Below are 16,984 nucleotides of genomic sequence, written 5' to 3'. Positions count from 1 at the left end.
TTTGTGGAGAGACCCCCACCCCAACCCTCCCCCGCAAGCGGGAGAGGGGACAGAGCGGAGTGCGCGGAGATAGCCAGCCTAACCTTACCGGTTGTTACAGCGAAACGCCCGGCGGAATGTCCGCTTCGGTCACGCCCACCAGCTCCATGTTGGTGATGATCGCGTTGCGGATGAAGCCGAGGCCCTTGTTGAAGTCGATCCAGGTGTTGACGTAGTCGCGCCAGGTCTTGTCGGTCTCGCGGCGGAAGCCGGCATTCGACGTCGTGGCGAAGATCGGCGTCGGCAGCACGAGCTGGCCGAGCGAGGGGTTTTTCTTCAGCACGGTCAACGACAGCATGGTGATCAGGCACTGCGCGTCGACGCGGCCGGTCTGCAGCGCGGCGGTGGCGTCGTCCGCGGTCTTCAGCCGCGTGATCTGCGCCTTCGGTGTCAGGCGGCTGACGACCTGATCGTGCGAGGAGCCCTGGTCGACCGCGATCTTGATGTCGGGTGAGTTCAGCTCGGCCCAGCTCTTCGGCTTGAAGTCCTTCTTGCAGAGAATGGCGAAGGCGTTGTTGAACACCGGCACCGAGAAGTCGACCACCAGCGCGCGCTTCGGGGTCGGGTTGAGGCCGAAGAAGATGTCGATCTTGTTGGCCTGCAGATCGAGCACCGAATTGCCCCAGGTGGTCTCGGTGATCTCGAGCTCGGCCTCCATATCGTCGGCGAGCCCCTTGGCGATGTCGATGTAGAAGCCCTTCCACTGACCGCTGGAGAGATCCTTCATGTAATAGGGAGCGCCGCCGCCGACCGCGCCGATCCGCATCTTCTTGGTCCGGCGGATCCGGGCGAAGGTCGATTCGTTCGGATCGGCGGTCTGGGCCACAGCGGGCGAAGCCAGCACGGCCGCGGTCATCGCGCCAAGTCCGACAATCGATGCAACATCACGACGTGTAACCATTGGGATCAATCGCTTTTCTGGTTGGGACAGGTTCCGGCAGGTTCATACCAAGGTCGCACTTTCAGTGAAAGCACAGCCTATCGGCTGGGCAGATCGGGAATTGCCCGGATGCTGGGCAGGCACCGTCGATCAAGGGCGATCGCCGCTTGCTTTCCGCCCCTTTTGGCCCCAAATAGGGACCGGGAGATTGGCGGTGGACGAGCCACTCGCCAACCGGGTCAGGTCCGGAAGGAAGCAGCCCTAACGAGGTCCGGATCGGGTCGCTCGTCAGTCTCCTACCTGTTTTTCGAGCGAATCAGCGCCGGCGGCACCAGCCGCCAGCGCGCTCCTTTCCGCAAAAGCCGGCCAAGAGAATTTTTTCATTGCGGATCGACCGATGACCGACGCTGGCGCCCCTCCCAACCCCGACAGCGCCGGCCCGGGCAACGCGCCGTACCGGGTGCTGGCGCGCAAATACCGTCCCTCCAGTTTCGACGATCTGATCGGCCAGGAAGCGGTGGTCCGCACCGTCTCCAATGCGTTCGAGACCGGGCGAATTCCGCAGGCCTGGATCCTCACCGGCGTCCGCGGCGTCGGCAAGACCACCACTGCGCGCATCCTGGCCCGTGCACTCAACTACGAGATGCCGGATGGTTCGGTGAAGGGCCCGACCATCCACATGCCGACCCTGGGCGTGCATTGCCAGGCGATCATGGAAAGCCGGCACATGGACGTGCTGGAAATGGACGCGGCCTCGCACACAGGCGTTGACGACGTCCGCCAGATCAATGACAGCGTGCGCTACGCGCCGGCCAGCGCGCGCTACAAGGTCTACATCATCGACGAAGTCCACATGCTGTCGACGGCGGCGTTCAACGCCTTCCTGAAGACGCTGGAGGAACCGCCGGAGCACGCCAAATTCGTGTTCGCGACGACCGAGATCCGCAAGGTTCCCGTCACCGTGCTGTCGCGCTGCCAGCGTTTCGACCTGCGCCGCGTCGAGGCCGACGTGCTGATGAAGCACCTCGCCAATATCGCCGCGAAGGAAAGCGTCGAGATCGAGCCGGAGGCGCTCGGCATCATCGCGCGCGCCGCCGAAGGCTCGGTGCGTGATTCGCTGTCGCTGCTCGATCAAGCCATTGCCCATGCGGCAGGCACGGTGAAGGCCGACGCGGTCAGGCAGATGCTGGGGCTCGCCGACCGCACCCGCGTCATCGACCTCTTCGATTCGCTGGCGCGCGGCGATATCGCCGCCGCCTTCAAGGAGTTCCGCGACCAGTACGACGTCGGCGCCGATCCCATCGTCGTGCTCTCGGACCTTGCCGAATTCGTCAATTTCGTCACCCGCGTGAAGGTCATTCCGGCGATTGCCGACAACGTCGCCTATGGCGAGACCGAGCGGGTTCGCGCCAAGGAGTTCGCCTCGAAAATCTCGATGCGCGTGCTGTCGCGGATGTGGCAGATGCTGCTCAAGGGCATCACCGAGGTGCAGGCCGCAACGCGCCCGGCTGCGGCCGCCGAGATGGTGTTGGTGCGCATCGCCTATGTCGCCGACCTGCCGACGCCGGACGAAGCGATCAGGATGCTGGAGCAGAACGGCGGCGGCTCGCCGGTCGCGAGCGGCGGCGGCGCTGCACGCAGCGTACCGGCCGCGCCGACGGCCTCCGCAGCGCCTGTTCGCATGCCGACCTCGTCGCCTTCATTTGGCGGTGGTGGTGCGCGGCCGCAGATGGCCGCACCTGCGCCGGATCCGCAAGGCGCGGCGCCGGCGTTGCGCATCACGAGTTTCACCCAGCTCGTCGCGCTGGCCGGGCAGAAGCGCGACATCATGACCAAGAGCGCGCTCGAAGGCGACATGCGCCTCGTCCGTTTCGAGGAGGGCCGGCTGGAGGTCGCGCTCGAGCCGAACGCCTCCAAGACCATGATCTCAGAGCTCGCGAGGAAATTCGAGCTGTGGACCGGCCGCCGCTGGACGGTGATCGTCTCCAACGAGCAGGGCCAGCCGACGCTGCGCTCGGTGAACCAGGCGGCGAAGCAGGAGCATGCCCGTACCGCGGAGGCCGATCCGCGCGTGCGGGAGGTGCTGTCGCGTTTCCCCGGCGCGAAGGTTGTAGAGGTCCGCAGGCTTGCCCCCGAGACGCCGGAAGCCAATATAAACGCTGACTATGGCAGTGACGATCCGCCCGACGGTTCCGACGGCGACGATCTCTGAGCCCATCTTTTTCCAAGGACGAGCACCGATGGCTGATTTTCTCGGCATGATGAAGCAGGCGGCGCAGCTGCAATCCAAGATGCAGGAGATGCAGGAGCAGCTGGGCAACGTGGAAGTCGAGGGCATTTCCGGCGGCGGCCTCGTCGCGGTGCGCATGACCGCGAAGATGGACGTCAAGGGCATCAAGATCGACCCCTCGCTGATGAAGCCGGAAGAGCGCGAAGTGCTCGAAGATCTGCTCGTGACCGCGCTCAGTGATGCCCGCCGCAAGGCGGAGACCGCGATGCAGGAGAAGATGCAGTCGCTGACCGGCGGGCTCGGCCTGCCGCCGGGGTTGTTCGGCCAATAAGATGGGCGCGGTTGCGGGTCCTGAAATCGAGCGGCTGGTGCAGCTTCTCGCGCGGCTGCCGGGCCTCGGTCCGCGCTCGGCGCGGCGCGCGGCGCTGCATCTGATCAAGAAGCGCGAAGCGCTGATGATGCCGCTGGCCTCGGCCATGCAGGTCGCGCTCGACAAGGTCCAGGTCTGCAAGACCTGCGGCAACATCGATACGCAAAATCCCTGCACTGTCTGCACCGATCCGAAGCGCGATGACGCCATCATCGTCGTCGTCGCCGACGTCGCCGATCTCTGGGCGCTGGAGCGCGCCAATGCGACCCAGGGTCGCTATCATGTGCTGGGCGCGACATTGTCGCCGCTCGACGGCGTCGGCCCGCAGGATCTGACGATCGACGCGCTGGTCGCGCGCGCACATGATTCTCGGGTGCATGAAATCATCCTGGCGCTGAATGCGACGGTGGACGGCCAGACCACGGCGCACTACATCACCGACCTGCTTCAGGACGCCAACGTAAAAGTAACCCGGCTGGCCCATGGTGTGCCTGTCGGTGGCGAGCTTGATTATCTCGATGAAGGTACGCTATCGGCCGCGATGCGGCAGCGTACCCTGTTCTAGCCATCCAGACTTTACGGAACGGACGACATGACGAAACTTTTCGCCACACGCTTGGCTTTGGTCGCGACGATGATGCTGCTGGCGAGCCCGGCCATCTCCGCGCAGCAGGACGACGGAGCGCCGCCGCCGTCCAAGCCCGGCAAGCCGATCAACGCCGGCGAGGTGTTGTCCGGCGAGTTGAACGCCTTGAAAGTGCGCGACGTCAAGAATGCCGGCAAGCGGGTTGCGACCTACCAGATCACGTCCGAGCCGCGCCGCCTGCCGCCGCCGAACGGGTTGTGCAATCTCGAGACCGGGCCCGAGACCTTCCAGCTCGTTCCGAGCGGCGATGCGCAAGCGGCGCAGCTGAAGACGTTCGTCGGCAAGGAAATCTCGGTCAAGGTCGACGAAGTCGCCTGCGCCAGCGATCCCGGCCAGATGAGCGAAGCCGTGATCACGAAGTGGAGCCTGATCAAGAAGCAGTAGGGGCGGCGAGGCGAGATGCCGAAGGTTGGGCAAAGCAAAGCGTGCCCACCACCTCTTTCGAATTCCTGGCGCGATGGTGGGCACGGCGCGTCGCGCCTTTGCCCACCCTACGAGACCTTCAAACTACGAGACCTTCAAACTACGAGACCATCACACCCTGACTGGCCCCAGCGCCTCAAAATGCCCGCGCTTCTGCAACCAGGCGAGCAGCAGCAGGCTCGGGATCGCCACCAGCACGCAGATCACGAAGAACAGCGGCCAGCCCGTCGTCTCTGCGACATAGCCCGCACTCGACGACAGATAGGTCCGCCCCACCGCCGCGAGCGCGGTGAGCAGCGCATATTGCGTCGCCGTGTGCAGCGGGTTCTGGCAGAGCGCCGACAGGTAGGCCACGAAGATCACGGTGCCGATCGCGCTGGTGAAGTTCTCGGCGCAGATCGCGAGCGCCAGCGCCCATTGATTGGTGCCGACCATTGCGAGCCAGGCAAAGGACAAATTGGCCAGCGCCTGCACCACGCCGCCGATCCAGAGGCTGGTCGCGAGCGAATAACGCCGCGCGACGAAGCCGCCGGCAAACCCGCCGATCAGGGTGGCGGCGAGGCCGACGCCCTTCACGATCGCCGCATAATCGTTGCGGGTGAAGCCGAGGTCGATCACGAACGGCGCCGTCATCGTGCCCGAGAAGGCATCGGTGAACTTGAACAGCACGACGAAGGCGAGCGCGGCGAGTGCGTCCTTGCGCGACAGGAATTCGGAGAACGCGCCGATCGCTGCGCTCAACACACGTGCAAATGCGGTCTCGGTTTGTGTCGCAGCTTCCGCCTGTGCGGATTGCGCCGGCTCGGTCGCCGCCAGCGCGGTGATCGTGCCGATCAGCACCATCGCGGCCATCACCACGTAGCCCCACATCCACGCCGAGGTGCGGGCTATGCCGGTGCCTTCGAAGCCCGAGACGATGAACAGCGCGCCCGCGGTCGAGACCAGCATGCCGATGCGGTAGGCCGCAACGTAAGCCGCCATGCCGGCGGCCTGCTCGCTCTCCGGCAGGCTCTCGACGCGGAAGGCGTCGACCACGATGTCCTGCGTCGACGACGTCGTCGCCACCAGCAGCGCGCCCAGCGCGACGTAGAACGGCGAGCTGGCCGGGTCGGTCATCGCCAGCAGCAGGATCGCGACGATCAGCAGTAGTTGCGAAAACACCAGCCAGCCGCGCCGCCGCCCGAACGCCCGGGTGAACAGCGGCACGTGCAGCGCATCCACCAGCGGGGCCCACAGGAATTTCAGCGTGTAGGGCGTGCCGACCAGCGCGAACAGCCCGATCGTCTTCAAGTCAACCCCGGCCTCGCGCATCCACACCAGCAGCGTCGAGCCCGACAACGCCAGCGGCAGGCCGGAAGAGAAGCCGAGAAACAGCACGATCAGCACCCGCGGCTGCAGGTAAACGGCAAGGCTGTCGCGCCAGGAGGCGGCGGGGGCGGAGGTCGCGGCGGGGGAGGTCGCGTCGGGAGCGGTCATGGGACGGTGTTAGCAGATTCTGGGGGCCACAAGTGAGGTGTCGTCGCCCGGCTTGACCGGGCGACCCAGTATTCCAGAGGCCGGAGTTATGGAGGACCTGCAATCTCCGGATAGAGATCGTTCCAGTCCGGATTGTCCTTCTCGATCAGCGCGATCTTCCAATCACGCTTCCACTTCTTCAGGCGCTTTTCCCGCTTGATCGCATTCTCGGGGTCATCGAACTGCTCGAAGTAGACCAGCCTCACGACGCCGTAGTCTTTCGTGAAGCTCTCGATGAGCTTCAGCTTGTGTTGTGCGACCCGGCGGATGAGGTCGTTGGTGATGCCAATGTAGAGCGTTCCGCCAATCTTGCTGGCGAGAATGTACACGTAGTAGCAGCGAGGGCTCATCTGCCGTCTCTGGGATACTGGGTCGCCCGGTCAAGCCGGGCGACGACAGTGAAATTGGACTGGCAGCGTACCTGATCTCAGAAGAGAATTACTCCCCCGCCTGGAGCTTCCGCGGGAACAGCTCACTTGCGCCCGTCGCCACCAGCCGCGGCCCTTCCGCATCGCTCTTGCTGAAATCGAGCTCCTCAATCCTTCCGGCACGCTTCTCGATCTTGTCGGCGGAGATCAGGATCTGGCGGACGTCCTCGTTCGCATCGGAAAAGTGTTTCTGCAATTTGACCACGCGATCCCTGAGGCGTCCCAGATCGTCGCCGAGCTTGATCACTTCAGTCTGAATCTGGTCGGCGGCATCGCGCATGCGCGCGTCCTTCATGATCTGCTGCATCACCTGGATTGCGAGCATCAAGAGCGAGGGCGACACCAGCACCACGCGGGCGCGATAGGCCTTCTGGATCACGTCGTCGAAACCGTCGTGGATTTCGGCGTAGACCGATTCCGACGGCACGAACATCAGCGCCATCTCCTGGGTCTCGCCGGTGACGAGGTATTTTTCCGCGATGTCGCTGACATGCTTCATCACGTCGCCGCGCAGCCGCTGCGTGGCAACGCGCCGCTCCTCGTCGGTGCGGGCGTCGTGCAGCGCCGTCATCGCCTCCAGCGGAAATTTCGCGTCGATGCAGAGCGGGCGCTGGTCGGGCAGGAACACGACGCAGTCCGGCCGCTTTCCCGTCGAGAGCGTGAACTGGAACTCGTAGGCGCCCTTTGGAAGACCGTCCTGGACGATCGCCTCCATCCGCGCCTGGCCGAAGGCGCCGCGCGACTGCTTGTTGGCGAGCACGTCGCGCAGGGTCGTGACCTGGGTGGTGAGATCGGTGAGGTTCTTGTGGGCGCTGTCGATGATGCCGAGCCGCTCGTGCAGTGCGCGGAGGCTCTCCAGGGTGTTGCGGGTCGAATGTTCCATCGACTGGCCGACGCGATGGGTCACCGAATCCAGCCGCTCGTTGACCGCGCGTGCCATCTCGGCCTGGCGTCCCGCCAGCGCCTGGGTCATGGCGTCGACCCGCCCTGAGGATTCGCTCTGGGCGCGCAGCACCTCGCTGAGGCGCTCCTCGAGCTCGTCGGCCCGGATCGCATGCGCCATCGCGAGTTCCGCGCCGCGTCGGCCCGAGCGGGCGATCACGACGGCGATGACCACCAGGAGGATGAGGACGAGCGCGCCGAAGCCGATCAGCGCATCGATCGTGCGCACCGGCCAGTCGCCCAACATGAAAATGATCTCGTTCATGCCGCCGTTCTAGCCGATTCGCTGGCTCCCGCGAACGAAGAGGGAACGTTGACGGTTAACGGTCCCCTAATTTTCATGGGTAACGAAAAGCGAAGTTTTATGGTTAGCGGAGAGTTAACGGGGTTCCCGGCCGCATTGACCGCACCCGGCGCGGGGCTTAAATCGCGGCCATGGCCCTCAGAGAAATCATCATCCTGCCCGACAGGCAGCTGCGTCTGGTCTCCAAGCCGATCGAGAAGGTCACCTCGGAGATCCGCAAGCTTGCCGACGACATGTTCGAGACCATGTACGACGCGCCCGGCATTGGCCTCGCCGCGATCCAGATCGCGCAGCCGCTGCGGCTGATCACCATGGACCTCGCCAAGCGCGACGAGAACGGCGAGACCACGCCGCTTCCGCGCGTCTTCATCAATCCCGAGATCATCGCCTCGTCCGAGGAGCTGTCCACTTACGAGGAAGGCTGCCTCTCGATCCCCGAATATTACGAGGAGGTCGAGCGCCCTGCGAAGGTGCGCGTCCGCTTCACCGATCTCGACGGCAAGCTGCACGAGGAGGACGCCGAAGGCCTCTATGCCACCTGCATCCAGCACGAGATCGACCACCTCAACGGTGTCCTGTTCGTCGACTATCTGTCGAAGCTCAAGCGCGACCGCGTCATGAAGAAGTTCGAGAAAGCCGCCAAGCGCGCGGAGTGAGTTTTGGTGCTGCCCGCATTCCCCTGCGCTCCCTCCCCCACAAGGGGGGAGGGCGGGGGAGAGGGGTAGCCCAGGCGGAAGTCTATCCGTCATCTGAATCGAGTGCGTGCCGCGAACGCTTGTCCCGAAAGAGCGCGTCGTGTGGCACCCCTCTCCCTAGCCCTCCCCCACAAGGGGGAGGGAACGCATCGAGTCCTTGTCATGCCCCTCCGCCTGATCTTCATGGGCACGCCCGATTTCTCCGTGCCGACGCTGCTCGAGCTGGTCGCGCATGGCCACGAGATCGTCGCCGTCTACACCCGCGCGCCGAAGCCCGGCGGGCGGCGCGGCCTGCAATTGCAGCCAACCCCGGTCGAAGAGGCTGCGCGAAAGCTCGGCATTCCCGTGCTGACGCCGAAGACGCTGAAGACCCAGGAAGCGCTCGACGAGTTCAGCGCGCTCGATGCCGATGCCGCCGTGGTCGTCGCCTACGGCATGATCCTGCCGCAGGCGATCCTCGATGCGCCAAAGCTCGGCTGCTACAATCTGCATGCCTCGCTGCTGCCGCGCTGGCGCGGCGCAGCGCCGATCAACCGCGCGATCATGGCTGATGATGCCGAGAGCGGCGTGATGGTGATGAGGATGGATGTCGGTTTGGATACCGGCGATGTCGCCATGGCCGAGCGCCTCGCGATCACTGACAACATGACTGCACTCGATTTGCACGATCGTCTCTCCCGCCTCGGCGCCGATCTCATGGTGCGCGCGATGGCCGCGCTCGCCCGCGATGGGCTCCAGCTCAAGAAGCAGAGCGAGGACGGCGTCACCTACGCCGCCAAGATCGACAAGGCCGAGGCGCGGATCGACTGGACCAGGCCGGCGCGCGCGGTGCTGCGCCACATCCACGGCTTGTCGCCGTTTCCCGGCGCCTGGGCCGAGCTTGCCGGCGTCAGCGAGAATGCGCGCGTCAAGATCCTGCGGTGTGAATTGGTAAAGGGGTCGGGCGCGCCGGGCGAAGTGCTCGATGACAAGCTCACCATCGCCTGCGGCGAGGGCGCCATCCGCATCATCGAGCTCCAGCGCGAAGGTAAGGGCCGGATGCAGGCCGCGGACTTCCTGCGCGGCGTGCCGTTGAAGGCGGGAGCGAGGTTCAACTAATCAGCGATGCCCCGCTACAAGCTCACCATCGAATATGACGGCGCGCCGTTCTTCGGCTGGCAGGTGCAGGACACGCTGCCCTCGGTGCAGGGTGCGCTGGAGGCGGCCGTGAAGGCGATGACCGGCGCGGATTTGCGGGTGCACGGCGCCGGCCGCACCGATGCCGGCGTGCACGCGCGTGGCCAGGTCGCGCATGTCGACATCGACAAGCAGTTTCCGCCGGGCCGGTTTCGCGACGGGCTCAACGCGCATCTGCGCCCGCATCCGATCGCGGTGCTGGAGACGGAGATCGTGCCTGACACCTTCGAGGCGCGCTTCTCGGCGGTGAAGCGCCACTACCGCTACCGCATCGTCAACACCCGCGCCAATCTCGCGCTCGACATCGGCCACGCCTGGCGCGTGCCGCGCCGGCTCGATGCCGACGCGATGCATGCGGCGGCACAGCGCCTGCTCGGCAAGCACGATTTCACCACGTTCCGCGACACCGAGTGCCAGGCCAAATCGCCGGAGAAGACGCTCGACCAGCTCGACGTGCTGCGTGACGGCCGCGACATCACCATTGTCACCTCGGCGCGCTCGTTCCTGCACAGCCAGGTGCGCTCGATGGTGGGCTCGCTGGTCTGGGTCGGCGAGGGCCGCTGGACCGCCGACGATCTCTCCGCAGCGCTGGAGGCGCGCAACCGCGCCGCCTGCGGCATCGTCGCCCCGCCGGATGGGCTGTATCTGATGAAGGTGGATTATTAGAGGTGTGAGAGCGCAGAGACTGCGCGCTCTCTCCACACCCTCGCTGTCATGCCCCGGCTTGACCGGGGCATCCAGTACGCCGCGGCCTTTCGGTTCGATCACTATCGTCTCTGGAATACTGGATCGCCCGGTCCTAGTGCGCAATTGCGCACTGGCCGGGCGATGACAGCGGAGTATTAAGCAAAATACCGCGTCAAAATCCCGCGATAGACCTGCGTCAGCTTCTCCAGATCCTTAACCGGCACCCGCTCATCGACCTGATGCATGGTCTGGCCGACCAGCCCGAATTCGATCACCGGGCAATAGCTCGAGATGAAGCGCGCGTCCGACGTGCCGCCTGACGTCGACAGCTCGGGCTTCCGCCTCGTCACCTCCTCGATCGCGGACACCGCGAGATCGGTGAACGGGCCGGGCTTGGTGACGAACACGTTGGAGTTCGAGGGCTCCCAGACGATGCGGGCCTTGATGCGGTTGCCGCAGGCTTTTGTCAGCCGCGTCTCGACCAGCTCGCGCAAGGAGGCCTGGGTGTGGTTGTCGTTGTAGCGGATATTGAACTTGGCGCGGGCCTCGCCGGGGATCACGTTGTTGGCTTTGTTGCCGACGTCGACCGAGGTGAACTCGAGATTGGATGCCTGGAATTGCGCGCTGCCATGGTCGAGCGGCTCGTCGGAGATCGCCACGATCAGCCTGGCGATGTCAGGCACCGGATTGGAGGCGCGGTGCGGATAGGCGACATGGCCCTGCACGCCATCCACGTACAGCGTGCCGGATTGCGAGCCGCGGCGGCCGACCTTGATGGTGTCGCCGAGCGTCTCGACATTGGAGGGCTCGCCCAGCACGCAATGGTCGAATTTTTCGCCGCGCTCGGCCGTCCATTTCAACAGCTTGATGGTGCCGTTGATGGAGACGTCTTCCTCGTCGCCCGTAATCAGGAACGAGATCGAGCCCTTTCCGTCGCTGCGCGGCTGGCCGCCGTTGGCGGCGAGATGCTCCAGCACCGCGGCGACCGAGCAGGCGATGCCGCCCTTCATGTCGACCGCGCCGCGGCCGTGCAGGACGCCGTCCCTTACCTCACCGGAGAACGCACCGACGCTCCAGGCGCTCTCGTCACCTGCTGGTACCACGTCGGTGTGGCCGGCAAAGGTGATGTGCGGGCCTTCAGTGCCGATCCGCGCATAGAGATTGTCGACGTCGGCAGTGCCTTCCTCGCTGAAGGTCACGCGGTGGCAAGTGAAGCCGGCGGCGGTGAGGGCTTTTTCGAGCACCCCGAGCGCACCGGCATCTTCAGGGGTTACCGAGGGGCAGCGGATCAGATCGCGGGCAATGGACAGAGCATCGGTCATGCGCCCCGCTTAACATGCATGCCGCCGGGTGGGCTAGCGCGGGGCGGGACTATTTCGATCTCGCGGCTCTGGTCCCAGCTTTTCGCAGGGGGAACGGCGGATGCGGAGCCATCGTCAAAGTCGCCGAGCGGATCGGGGCCGAAGCGGTTGTGGCCCGCAGTGCCGGACCGGCAGAACATTTCGACGAGGCCCCACAGCCATAGCAGTGCGGCAGTCAGGTTGAGCGAAAATATCCAGCTTGATTTGGGCAGCAGGTCGGCGAACTGGCTGAACAGGCCTGGCAGGAAGAAGAACGGAACGATCCACCAGCCGCTCTTGTCGCGGTCATGGAGTCGCTTGATCGCCGTCGCGAGATAGATCCAGAAGAACAGCGCCATGCCGGACGCCTTGAGGATCGAGCCCGCGAGATCAGCTGATGCCAGCGCGTGGGAGACGCGGGGGTCGATAAGCTTGAAGAGGCCGTCGAGTCCGAAGTCGAAATCGAGCTCAATTCCGAGCTTTAGGGTGGACCTCGTCCCTCCGACGATTCCGATGACTTGACCGGCAATCTCCAGCAAGCCCGCCAGCAGCGCGACGATCAGCAGCGCCTGCCACAGCAGCGCGCGGTTGATGCGACCGTCGAAGCGGAACAGATACCAGGTCCAGTCCATGCGAACGGCTCCGGGCGGGAGGAGCCGCCCGAAGATTGGTCGCGATGGAGGGAGAGGGGGTTCGAACCCGTCATCCTGAGGTGCGAGTGGCGCGATGCAAAGCATCGCGCCGGGAGCCTCGAAGGATGAACGGCCCGCGATGTCGCCGCCAGCCGTGCCGTCGCCCTTCGAGGGCCGCTGAAGGAGCGGCCACCTCAGGGTGACGGGGATGGGTCTGGGATCGTCGCTCTAGCTCAATCCCGCAGCAGCTCGTTGATGCTGGTCTTGGAGCGCGTGCGCTCGTCGACGCGCTTGACGATGACGGCGCAGGCGGTGCTCGGTCCGATCTGGCCGTTCTTCATCGGCTTGCCGGGCAGCGCGCCGGGCACCACCACCGAATATTCGGGCACTTCGCCGATGAAGACCTCGCCGGTCTCGCGGTCCACGATCTTGGTCGAGGCGCCCAGGAACACGCCCATCGCCAGCACCGCGCCCTTGCGCACGATCACGCCCTCGGCGACCTCGGAGCGCGCGCCGATGAAGCAATCGTCCTCGATGATCACGGGCTCGGCCTGGAGCGGCTCGAGCACGCCGCCGATGCCGGCGCCGCCGGAGATGTGCACGCGCTTGCCGATCTGGGCGCAGGAGCCGACCGTGGCCCAGGTGTCGACCATGGTGCTCTCATCGACATAGGCGCCGAGATTGACGAAGGACGGCATCAGCACGACGTTCTTGGCGATGAAGGCCGAGCGGCGGACGACGGCGCCAGGCACCGCGCGAAAACCGGCGTCGCGAAAGCGGTTCGGGCCCCAACCTTCGAACTTCGAGGGCACCTTGTCCCACCAGCTCGCCTGGCCGGGGCCGCCGGGAATGACGTCCATGTCGTTGAGGCGGAACGACAGCAGCACCGCCTTCTTCAGCCATTGATTGACCTTCCACTTGCCGTCGGCCCCGCGCTCGGCAACGCGTGCCTCACCCCTGTCCAGGGTCTCCAGCGCCTGGTCCACGGCTTCGCGCACCTCGCCCCTGGTCGACGTCGAGATGCCGTCACGCGCGTCGAAGGCACTGTTGATGGTGGATTCGAGGGCTGCAAGAGACATCGGGATTTCCTCTGGGGGAAGGCGTGGTTTCGTGTGAATTGGAGCGCTTTTTCGGGATTTGGCGGGGGAGAGTCAAGGCATACTCCGCCTTCGTCCCGGGGCGCGAAGCGAGCCCGGGACGACAGCGGTTATTTGGACGACAACCCCGCTAAAAACCCCGTCAGATCATCCGTGACGTGGTCGACATGGGCAGCATCCCGGCCTTCCAGTTCCCAATCCTCCCGCACCACCTCCTTCGTTCCGTCCGGCACCACCAGCACGGTGGTCATGCCGAGCTGGTGCGGTACGGTGAGGTTGCGGGCGAGGTCCTCGAACATGGCGGCGCGGGTCGGATCGACCGCGTGGTCGGCGAGGAATTTCTGATAGGTCTGCGCCGCCGGCTTCGGCTCGAACTGGGCGGCGATGATGTCGAACACGCCGTCGAAATGCGTTGCCAGGCCGAGACGCGCCAGCACCGCATCGACATGGTCGACCGAGCCATTGGTCAGGATCAGCTTGCGCCCCGTTAATTTTGCGATGGCCTCGCCGAGCGCAGGGTTCGGCTCCAGTGGCGAATGGTCGATCTTGTGGACGTAGGCGAGATAGTCGTCGGCGGACACGCCATGCAGGGTCATCATGCCGCGCATCGTGGTGCCGAAACGCAGGTAATAATCCTTCTGCAGTTTTCGCGCTTCCGTCGGCGTCACCTGCAGCCAGCTCGACACGAACTCGGTGATCCGCACATCGACCTGCTGCCACAGATTGACGTGATGCGGATACAGCGTGTTGTCGAGGTCGAATACCCAGGTGTCGACATGGGCAAAGGTGCGGGGTTGGTTCATCGCAACTCTCTATCCGTTAGGCTCGAGCGCAGCTCTACCCTCCGCTGTCGTCCCGGACGAGCGCAGCGAAGATCCGGGACCCATAGCCACGGGGAGGAGTTTGGCGAAGACGCGTAGTTGGCAGCTCGCGCCACAACCACTCCCTGTGGTTATGGGTCCCTGCATTCGCAGGGACGACAGCGGAGTTTGTGGCGCCGCCACCATCACAGCAACACCATCACGGCACCGCAAAGCGGAGCGTCTTGCCGCCGCTCGACATGTCCACCGCGCCAAATCCCGTCGCCCCGAAACCGCGCGCGCCGCAATCGGTCTGCTCAACGGTCTCGAACTTGGTCTCGCGTGTGCAGAGCTGCCTGTCGCCGCCCCAGTTCAGCGGCCGGTCCTTCAGCTTGACGGCGCGGTTGTCGGCGTCGACGGCCTCCGCGAAGCTGAAGATCTGCTTCGGCTGACCGGACACGTCAGGATGCAGGCATGTCTTGGGATCAATGCGATACCAGCCGCGACTGGTCACGGACTTGCCGTCGTCGGTCGCGATCGCCGCCATCACCTTGTGCGGCGTATCGTTGCACCAGGTGAGGCCGGTCGCGGACGGCGTCTGCACCGCATCGACCATGGTCTTGAAGAAGTTTTGCGAGCCCACGATGTCCGAGGACAATCCGCGGCTCTTCAGGAACGCGGCCAGGGCTGCCTGCGTCTTCGGCCCGTCGACGCCGTCGATCGGCGCGGCATCGTAGCCCGCAATGACCAAAAGCCGCTGGATGCCGGCGAGGCGGGCCTGCTCGTCGTCATATTCGGAATCCTCGGCGAGATAGGCAATGAGGTTGCCGTCCGCGCTTTGCGTCGGGGTGACTTGCGTAAACGCGGCCTGGGTCTGGCCGCTGCGGCATTGCCGGGCCGCAGCAATGACGAAATTGTCCTGCGCGACACAGAGCATGTCGCTGCCGTTCTGTGGAATCGGCGAGGCGCCATAGACACCGAGCGCGCGGGCGTTGAGCAGGATGCGGTCGGCGGTCAGCGTGCCCTGCACGACCACGCGGCAGGTGGCGGGATCGACCCTGAACCAGCCGCGCGTCGCGGTCGCCGCCTTGTCGTCGATGCCGATCGCTGCCTCGACGACGTAGGACATGCGGTTGCAGATCTTCAGATCGGCGAAGGCCGGCACCGAGGAGAACAGGAACGAGACGGCCGCCGCCGGCAACGCCATCAGGAAGCGGGTCAGGGGCGAGCGGCGATTTCTCCGCTCTCTCCGCTCGTCACGGCCGGGCTTGTCCCGGCCATCCACGTTCTTGGCGCGGATCGAAAGATCGTGGATGGCCGGGACAAGCCCGGCCATGACGGTTTTCTTTGTCCGCTCGTCTCTCACTTGTGGATCAGTGTTCCCGTGCCCTGGTTGGTGAAGAGCTCGAGCAGCACGGCGTGCTGCATCTTGCCGTCGATGATGACGACGCCCTCGACGCCCTGCTCGAGCGCATAGATGCAGGTCTCGACCTTCGGGATCATGCCGCCGGAAATGGTGCCGTCGGCGATCAGCTTTCGCGCGTCCTTGACCGACAATTGCGGGATCAGCTTCTTCGACTTGTCGAGCACGCCGGGCACGTCGGTGAGCAGCAACAGCCGCTTGGCCTTCAGCGCGCCGGCAACCGCACCGGCAAAAGTGTCGGCGTTGATGTTCAGCGTCTGGCCTTCCTTCGAGGTTGCGAGCGGCGCCAGCACCGGGATCAGCTCGTAGCCGATCAGCTGGTTGAGCAGCGTGAGGTCGACCTTCTCGGGGTCGCCGACGAAGCCGAGATCGATTGCCTTCTCGATGTTCGAGCCCGGATCGATGATGGTGCGCGTCGTCTTCGACGCCTTCACCATGTTGCCGTCCTTGCCGGACAGCCCCACGGCCTTGCCGCCGGCCTCGTTGATGTAGCCGACGATCTGCTTGTTGACGGAACCGGCGAGCACCATCTCGACGATCTCGATGGTCGCCGCATCGGTGATGCGCAGGCCGGCGGCGAATTCCGAGACGATGCCGAGGCGCTTGAGCATGGTCGCGATCTGCGGCCCGCCGCCATGCACCACCACCGGATTGATCGCGGTCTGCTCCAGCAGCACGATGTCGCGGGCAAAATTCTTCGCGGTCTCCTCGTCGCCCATGGCATGGCCGCCATATTTGATGACGATGGTTTCCTCGTCATACTGCTGCATATGCGGCAGCGCTTCCGACAGGATGCGGGCCTGGTCGAGCGGGGAGATGTCGGTCATGTCGCGGATCTCGCTGGCGGGACTGGAGCGGCCTGCGTTCTATCCGATTGGCGGGCGTGGCGCAAAGTGTGGTGTTCGCTCTTACCCTCCCCTGGAGGGGAGGGTCGATCGCGCGTAGCGCGAGCGGGGGTGATCTCTCCACACGGGCACTATTTCAATGGAGAGACTGTCACTCCACCCCGCTACGCATTTCGCTTCGCTGCATGCCTAGCGACCCTCCCCCTCCAGGCAGGGCTATCGCATATGGCTGAGGGTGGCCAAGAGGAATGCGTTGTCCCAGCCAGCGCGCTTGATTTTACGCCGGAGGGAAGCGCGATCCGGGTGGGTTCGCAGAACATTGAGGGCGAGCCTGCGCAGAATGGCGAGATTCTCGGGGGCGTGGTCACAGCGCGAGCGGTTGCCATCCTCAGCGAAATGGACGTCGAGAACCCAATGGAGCTGATTCTCGATGCCCCAATGGCTGCGGGTGACGTGGAGCAACCTCTTGGGGGAGATGTATTTGGACAGCAGATAGTACCGCACGACGGGCG

General features: G+C 64.8%; 18 protein-coding genes and 1 other RNA gene. 8 read left to right on the top strand and 11 right to left on the bottom strand.

Annotation, left to right across the window (positions count from 1 at the left end):
* Window positions 1-94 precede the first annotated feature (94 nt).
* Window positions 95-940, bottom strand: coding sequence for a transporter substrate-binding domain-containing protein (locus tag A3AS_RS0127710; protein WP_018320791.1), 846 nt, complete (start codon window positions 938-940; stop codon window positions 95-97).
* A 182-nt stretch (window positions 941-1,122) separates the two neighbouring features.
* Here A3AS_RS0127710 and ffs point away from each other — a divergent pair.
* The 5 genes from ffs to A3AS_RS0127690 all read left to right on the top strand — a co-directional run bounded on the left by ffs (window position 1,123) and on the right by A3AS_RS0127690 (window position 4,549).
* Window positions 1,123-1,219: signal recognition particle sRNA small type (gene ffs / locus A3AS_RS44645), an RNA gene on the top strand.
* A 97-nt stretch (window positions 1,220-1,316) separates the two neighbouring features.
* Complete coding sequence (locus A3AS_RS0127705; protein ID WP_018320790.1) at window positions 1,317-3,131, top strand: DNA polymerase III subunit gamma/tau; 1,815 nt, start codon at window positions 1,317-1,319, stop codon at window positions 3,129-3,131.
* Between the two features lie 28 nt (window positions 3,132-3,159).
* Window positions 3,160-3,480, top strand: coding sequence for a YbaB/EbfC family nucleoid-associated protein (locus tag A3AS_RS0127700; RefSeq protein ID WP_018320789.1), 321 nt, complete (start codon window positions 3,160-3,162; stop codon window positions 3,478-3,480).
* A gap of 1 nt (window position 3,481) precedes the next feature.
* Window positions 3,482-4,084, top strand: a complete 603-nt coding sequence (recR, locus tag A3AS_RS0127695; RefSeq protein WP_018320788.1) for a recombination mediator RecR — start codon at window positions 3,482-3,484, stop codon at window positions 4,082-4,084.
* Between the two features lie 27 nt (window positions 4,085-4,111).
* Complete coding sequence (locus A3AS_RS0127690) at window positions 4,112-4,549, top strand: hypothetical protein (RefSeq protein WP_018320787.1); 438 nt, start codon at window positions 4,112-4,114, stop codon at window positions 4,547-4,549.
* Between the two features lie 150 nt (window positions 4,550-4,699).
* Here A3AS_RS0127690 and A3AS_RS0127685 read toward each other — a convergent pair whose 3' ends face one another.
* The 3 genes from A3AS_RS0127685 to A3AS_RS0127675 all read right to left on the bottom strand — a co-directional run bounded on the left by A3AS_RS0127685 (window position 4,700) and on the right by A3AS_RS0127675 (window position 7,738).
* Window positions 4,700-6,064 (bottom strand): MFS transporter, encoded by a 1,365-nt coding sequence (locus A3AS_RS0127685; protein WP_018320786.1) that lies wholly within the window; start codon window positions 6,062-6,064, stop codon window positions 4,700-4,702.
* Between the two features lie 86 nt (window positions 6,065-6,150).
* A complete protein-coding gene (locus tag A3AS_RS0127680; protein WP_018320785.1) occupies window positions 6,151-6,453 on the bottom strand; it encodes a GIY-YIG nuclease family protein in 303 nt (100 codons plus the stop codon).
* 88 nt (window positions 6,454-6,541) lie between these two features.
* A complete protein-coding gene (locus tag A3AS_RS0127675; protein ID WP_018320784.1) occupies window positions 6,542-7,738 on the bottom strand; it encodes a DNA recombination protein RmuC in 1,197 nt (398 codons plus the stop codon).
* 170 nt (window positions 7,739-7,908) lie between these two features.
* Between A3AS_RS0127675 and def the strand changes: the two genes are divergently transcribed.
* The 3 genes from def (at window position 7,909) to truA (ending at window position 10,314) form a co-directional block, all read left to right on the top strand.
* A complete protein-coding gene (def, locus tag A3AS_RS0127670; protein WP_018320783.1) occupies window positions 7,909-8,433 on the top strand; it encodes a peptide deformylase in 525 nt (174 codons plus the stop codon).
* 201 nt (window positions 8,434-8,634) lie between these two features.
* A complete protein-coding gene (fmt, locus tag A3AS_RS0127665; RefSeq protein WP_018320782.1) occupies window positions 8,635-9,570 on the top strand; it encodes a methionyl-tRNA formyltransferase in 936 nt (311 codons plus the stop codon).
* Window positions 9,571-9,576: 6 nt separating this feature from the next.
* Window positions 9,577-10,314 carry a tRNA pseudouridine(38-40) synthase TruA gene (gene truA, locus A3AS_RS0127660; protein WP_018320781.1) on the top strand — a complete coding sequence of 246 codons (738 nt, stop codon included), beginning with the start codon at window positions 9,577-9,579 and terminating at the stop codon, window positions 10,312-10,314.
* A gap of 176 nt (window positions 10,315-10,490) precedes the next feature.
* On the opposite strand, the gene dapE is transcribed toward truA, so the two are convergent.
* The 7 genes from dapE to A3AS_RS45615 form a co-directional block, all read right to left on the bottom strand.
* A complete protein-coding gene (dapE, locus tag A3AS_RS0127655; RefSeq protein WP_018320780.1) occupies window positions 10,491-11,657 on the bottom strand; it encodes a succinyl-diaminopimelate desuccinylase in 1,167 nt (388 codons plus the stop codon).
* Complete coding sequence (locus A3AS_RS0127650; protein WP_018320779.1) at window positions 11,654-12,412, bottom strand: DUF805 domain-containing protein; 759 nt, start codon at window positions 12,410-12,412, stop codon at window positions 11,654-11,656. Before A3AS_RS0127650 ends, dapE begins: the two co-directional genes overlap by 4 nt.
* A gap of 128 nt (window positions 12,413-12,540) precedes the next feature.
* The gene (dapD, locus tag A3AS_RS0127645; RefSeq protein ID WP_018320778.1) at window positions 12,541-13,386 is read right to left on the bottom strand and encodes a 2,3,4,5-tetrahydropyridine-2,6-dicarboxylate N-succinyltransferase; all 846 of its coding nucleotides are present in this window, start codon (window positions 13,384-13,386) and stop codon (window positions 12,541-12,543) included.
* Between the two features lie 128 nt (window positions 13,387-13,514).
* Window positions 13,515-14,207 carry a pyrimidine 5'-nucleotidase gene (locus A3AS_RS0127640; protein ID WP_018320777.1) on the bottom strand — a complete coding sequence of 231 codons (693 nt, stop codon included), beginning with the start codon at window positions 14,205-14,207 and terminating at the stop codon, window positions 13,515-13,517.
* 217 nt (window positions 14,208-14,424) lie between these two features.
* Window positions 14,425-15,411: a DUF1036 domain-containing protein gene (locus tag A3AS_RS0127635; RefSeq protein WP_026202421.1), complete on the bottom strand. Its 987-nt coding sequence runs from the start codon at window positions 15,409-15,411 to the stop codon at window positions 14,425-14,427.
* A gap of 155 nt (window positions 15,412-15,566) precedes the next feature.
* On the bottom strand, window positions 15,567-16,454 hold the full coding sequence (argB, locus tag A3AS_RS0127630) for an acetylglutamate kinase (protein ID WP_018320775.1): 888 nt from the start codon (window positions 16,452-16,454) through the stop codon (window positions 15,567-15,569).
* Between the two features lie 234 nt (window positions 16,455-16,688).
* The coding region (locus tag A3AS_RS45615; RefSeq protein WP_157644397.1) for an ISAs1 family transposase at window positions 16,689-16,984 on the bottom strand (296 nt) is incomplete at its 5' end.

Source organism: Bradyrhizobium sp. WSM2793, assembly GCF_000379585.1.
GTDB lineage: Bacteria > Pseudomonadota > Alphaproteobacteria > Rhizobiales > Xanthobacteraceae > Bradyrhizobium.
The sequence above is the reverse complement of the archived record's forward strand: the minus strand, read 5'-3'. Positions and strand labels throughout refer to the sequence as shown.

Excerpts from the sequence above, each read along its gene's own strand:
- A3AS_RS0127710 (WP_018320791.1), bottom strand. The coding sequence starts at position 940 with ATGGTTACACGTCGTGATGTTGCATCGATTGTCGGACTTGGCGCGATG.
- A3AS_RS0127705 (WP_018320790.1), top strand. The coding sequence starts at position 1,317 with ATGACCGACGCTGGCGCCCCTCCCAACCCCGACAGCGCCGGCCCGGGC.
- A3AS_RS0127700 (WP_018320789.1), top strand. The coding sequence starts at position 3,160 with ATGGCTGATTTTCTCGGCATGATGAAGCAGGCGGCGCAGCTGCAATCC.
- recR (WP_018320788.1), top strand. The coding sequence starts at position 3,482 with ATGGGCGCGGTTGCGGGTCCTGAAATCGAGCGGCTGGTGCAGCTTCTC.
- A3AS_RS0127690 (WP_018320787.1), top strand. The coding sequence starts at position 4,112 with ATGACGAAACTTTTCGCCACACGCTTGGCTTTGGTCGCGACGATGATG.
- A3AS_RS0127685 (WP_018320786.1), bottom strand. The coding sequence starts at position 6,064 with ATGACCGCTCCCGACGCGACCTCCCCCGCCGCGACCTCCGCCCCCGCC.
- A3AS_RS0127680 (WP_018320785.1), bottom strand. The coding sequence starts at position 6,453 with ATGAGCCCTCGCTGCTACTACGTGTACATTCTCGCCAGCAAGATTGGC.
- A3AS_RS0127675 (WP_018320784.1), bottom strand. The coding sequence starts at position 7,738 with ATGAACGAGATCATTTTCATGTTGGGCGACTGGCCGGTGCGCACGATC.
- def (WP_018320783.1), top strand. The coding sequence starts at position 7,909 with ATGGCCCTCAGAGAAATCATCATCCTGCCCGACAGGCAGCTGCGTCTG.
- fmt (WP_018320782.1), top strand. The coding sequence starts at position 8,635 with ATGCCCCTCCGCCTGATCTTCATGGGCACGCCCGATTTCTCCGTGCCG.
- truA (WP_018320781.1), top strand. The coding sequence starts at position 9,577 with ATGCCCCGCTACAAGCTCACCATCGAATATGACGGCGCGCCGTTCTTC.
- dapE (WP_018320780.1), bottom strand. The coding sequence starts at position 11,657 with ATGACCGATGCTCTGTCCATTGCCCGCGATCTGATCCGCTGCCCCTCG.
- A3AS_RS0127650 (WP_018320779.1), bottom strand. The coding sequence starts at position 12,412 with ATGCTTTGCATCGCGCCACTCGCACCTCAGGATGACGGGTTCGAACCC.
- dapD (WP_018320778.1), bottom strand. The coding sequence starts at position 13,386 with ATGTCTCTTGCAGCCCTCGAATCCACCATCAACAGTGCCTTCGACGCG.
- A3AS_RS0127640 (WP_018320777.1), bottom strand. The coding sequence starts at position 14,207 with ATGAACCAACCCCGCACCTTTGCCCATGTCGACACCTGGGTATTCGAC.
- A3AS_RS0127635 (WP_026202421.1), bottom strand. The coding sequence starts at position 15,411 with ATGGCGTTGCCGGCGGCGGCCGTCTCGTTCCTGTTCTCCTCGGTGCCG.
- argB (WP_018320775.1), bottom strand. The coding sequence starts at position 16,454 with ATGACCGACATCTCCCCGCTCGACCAGGCCCGCATCCTGTCGGAAGCG.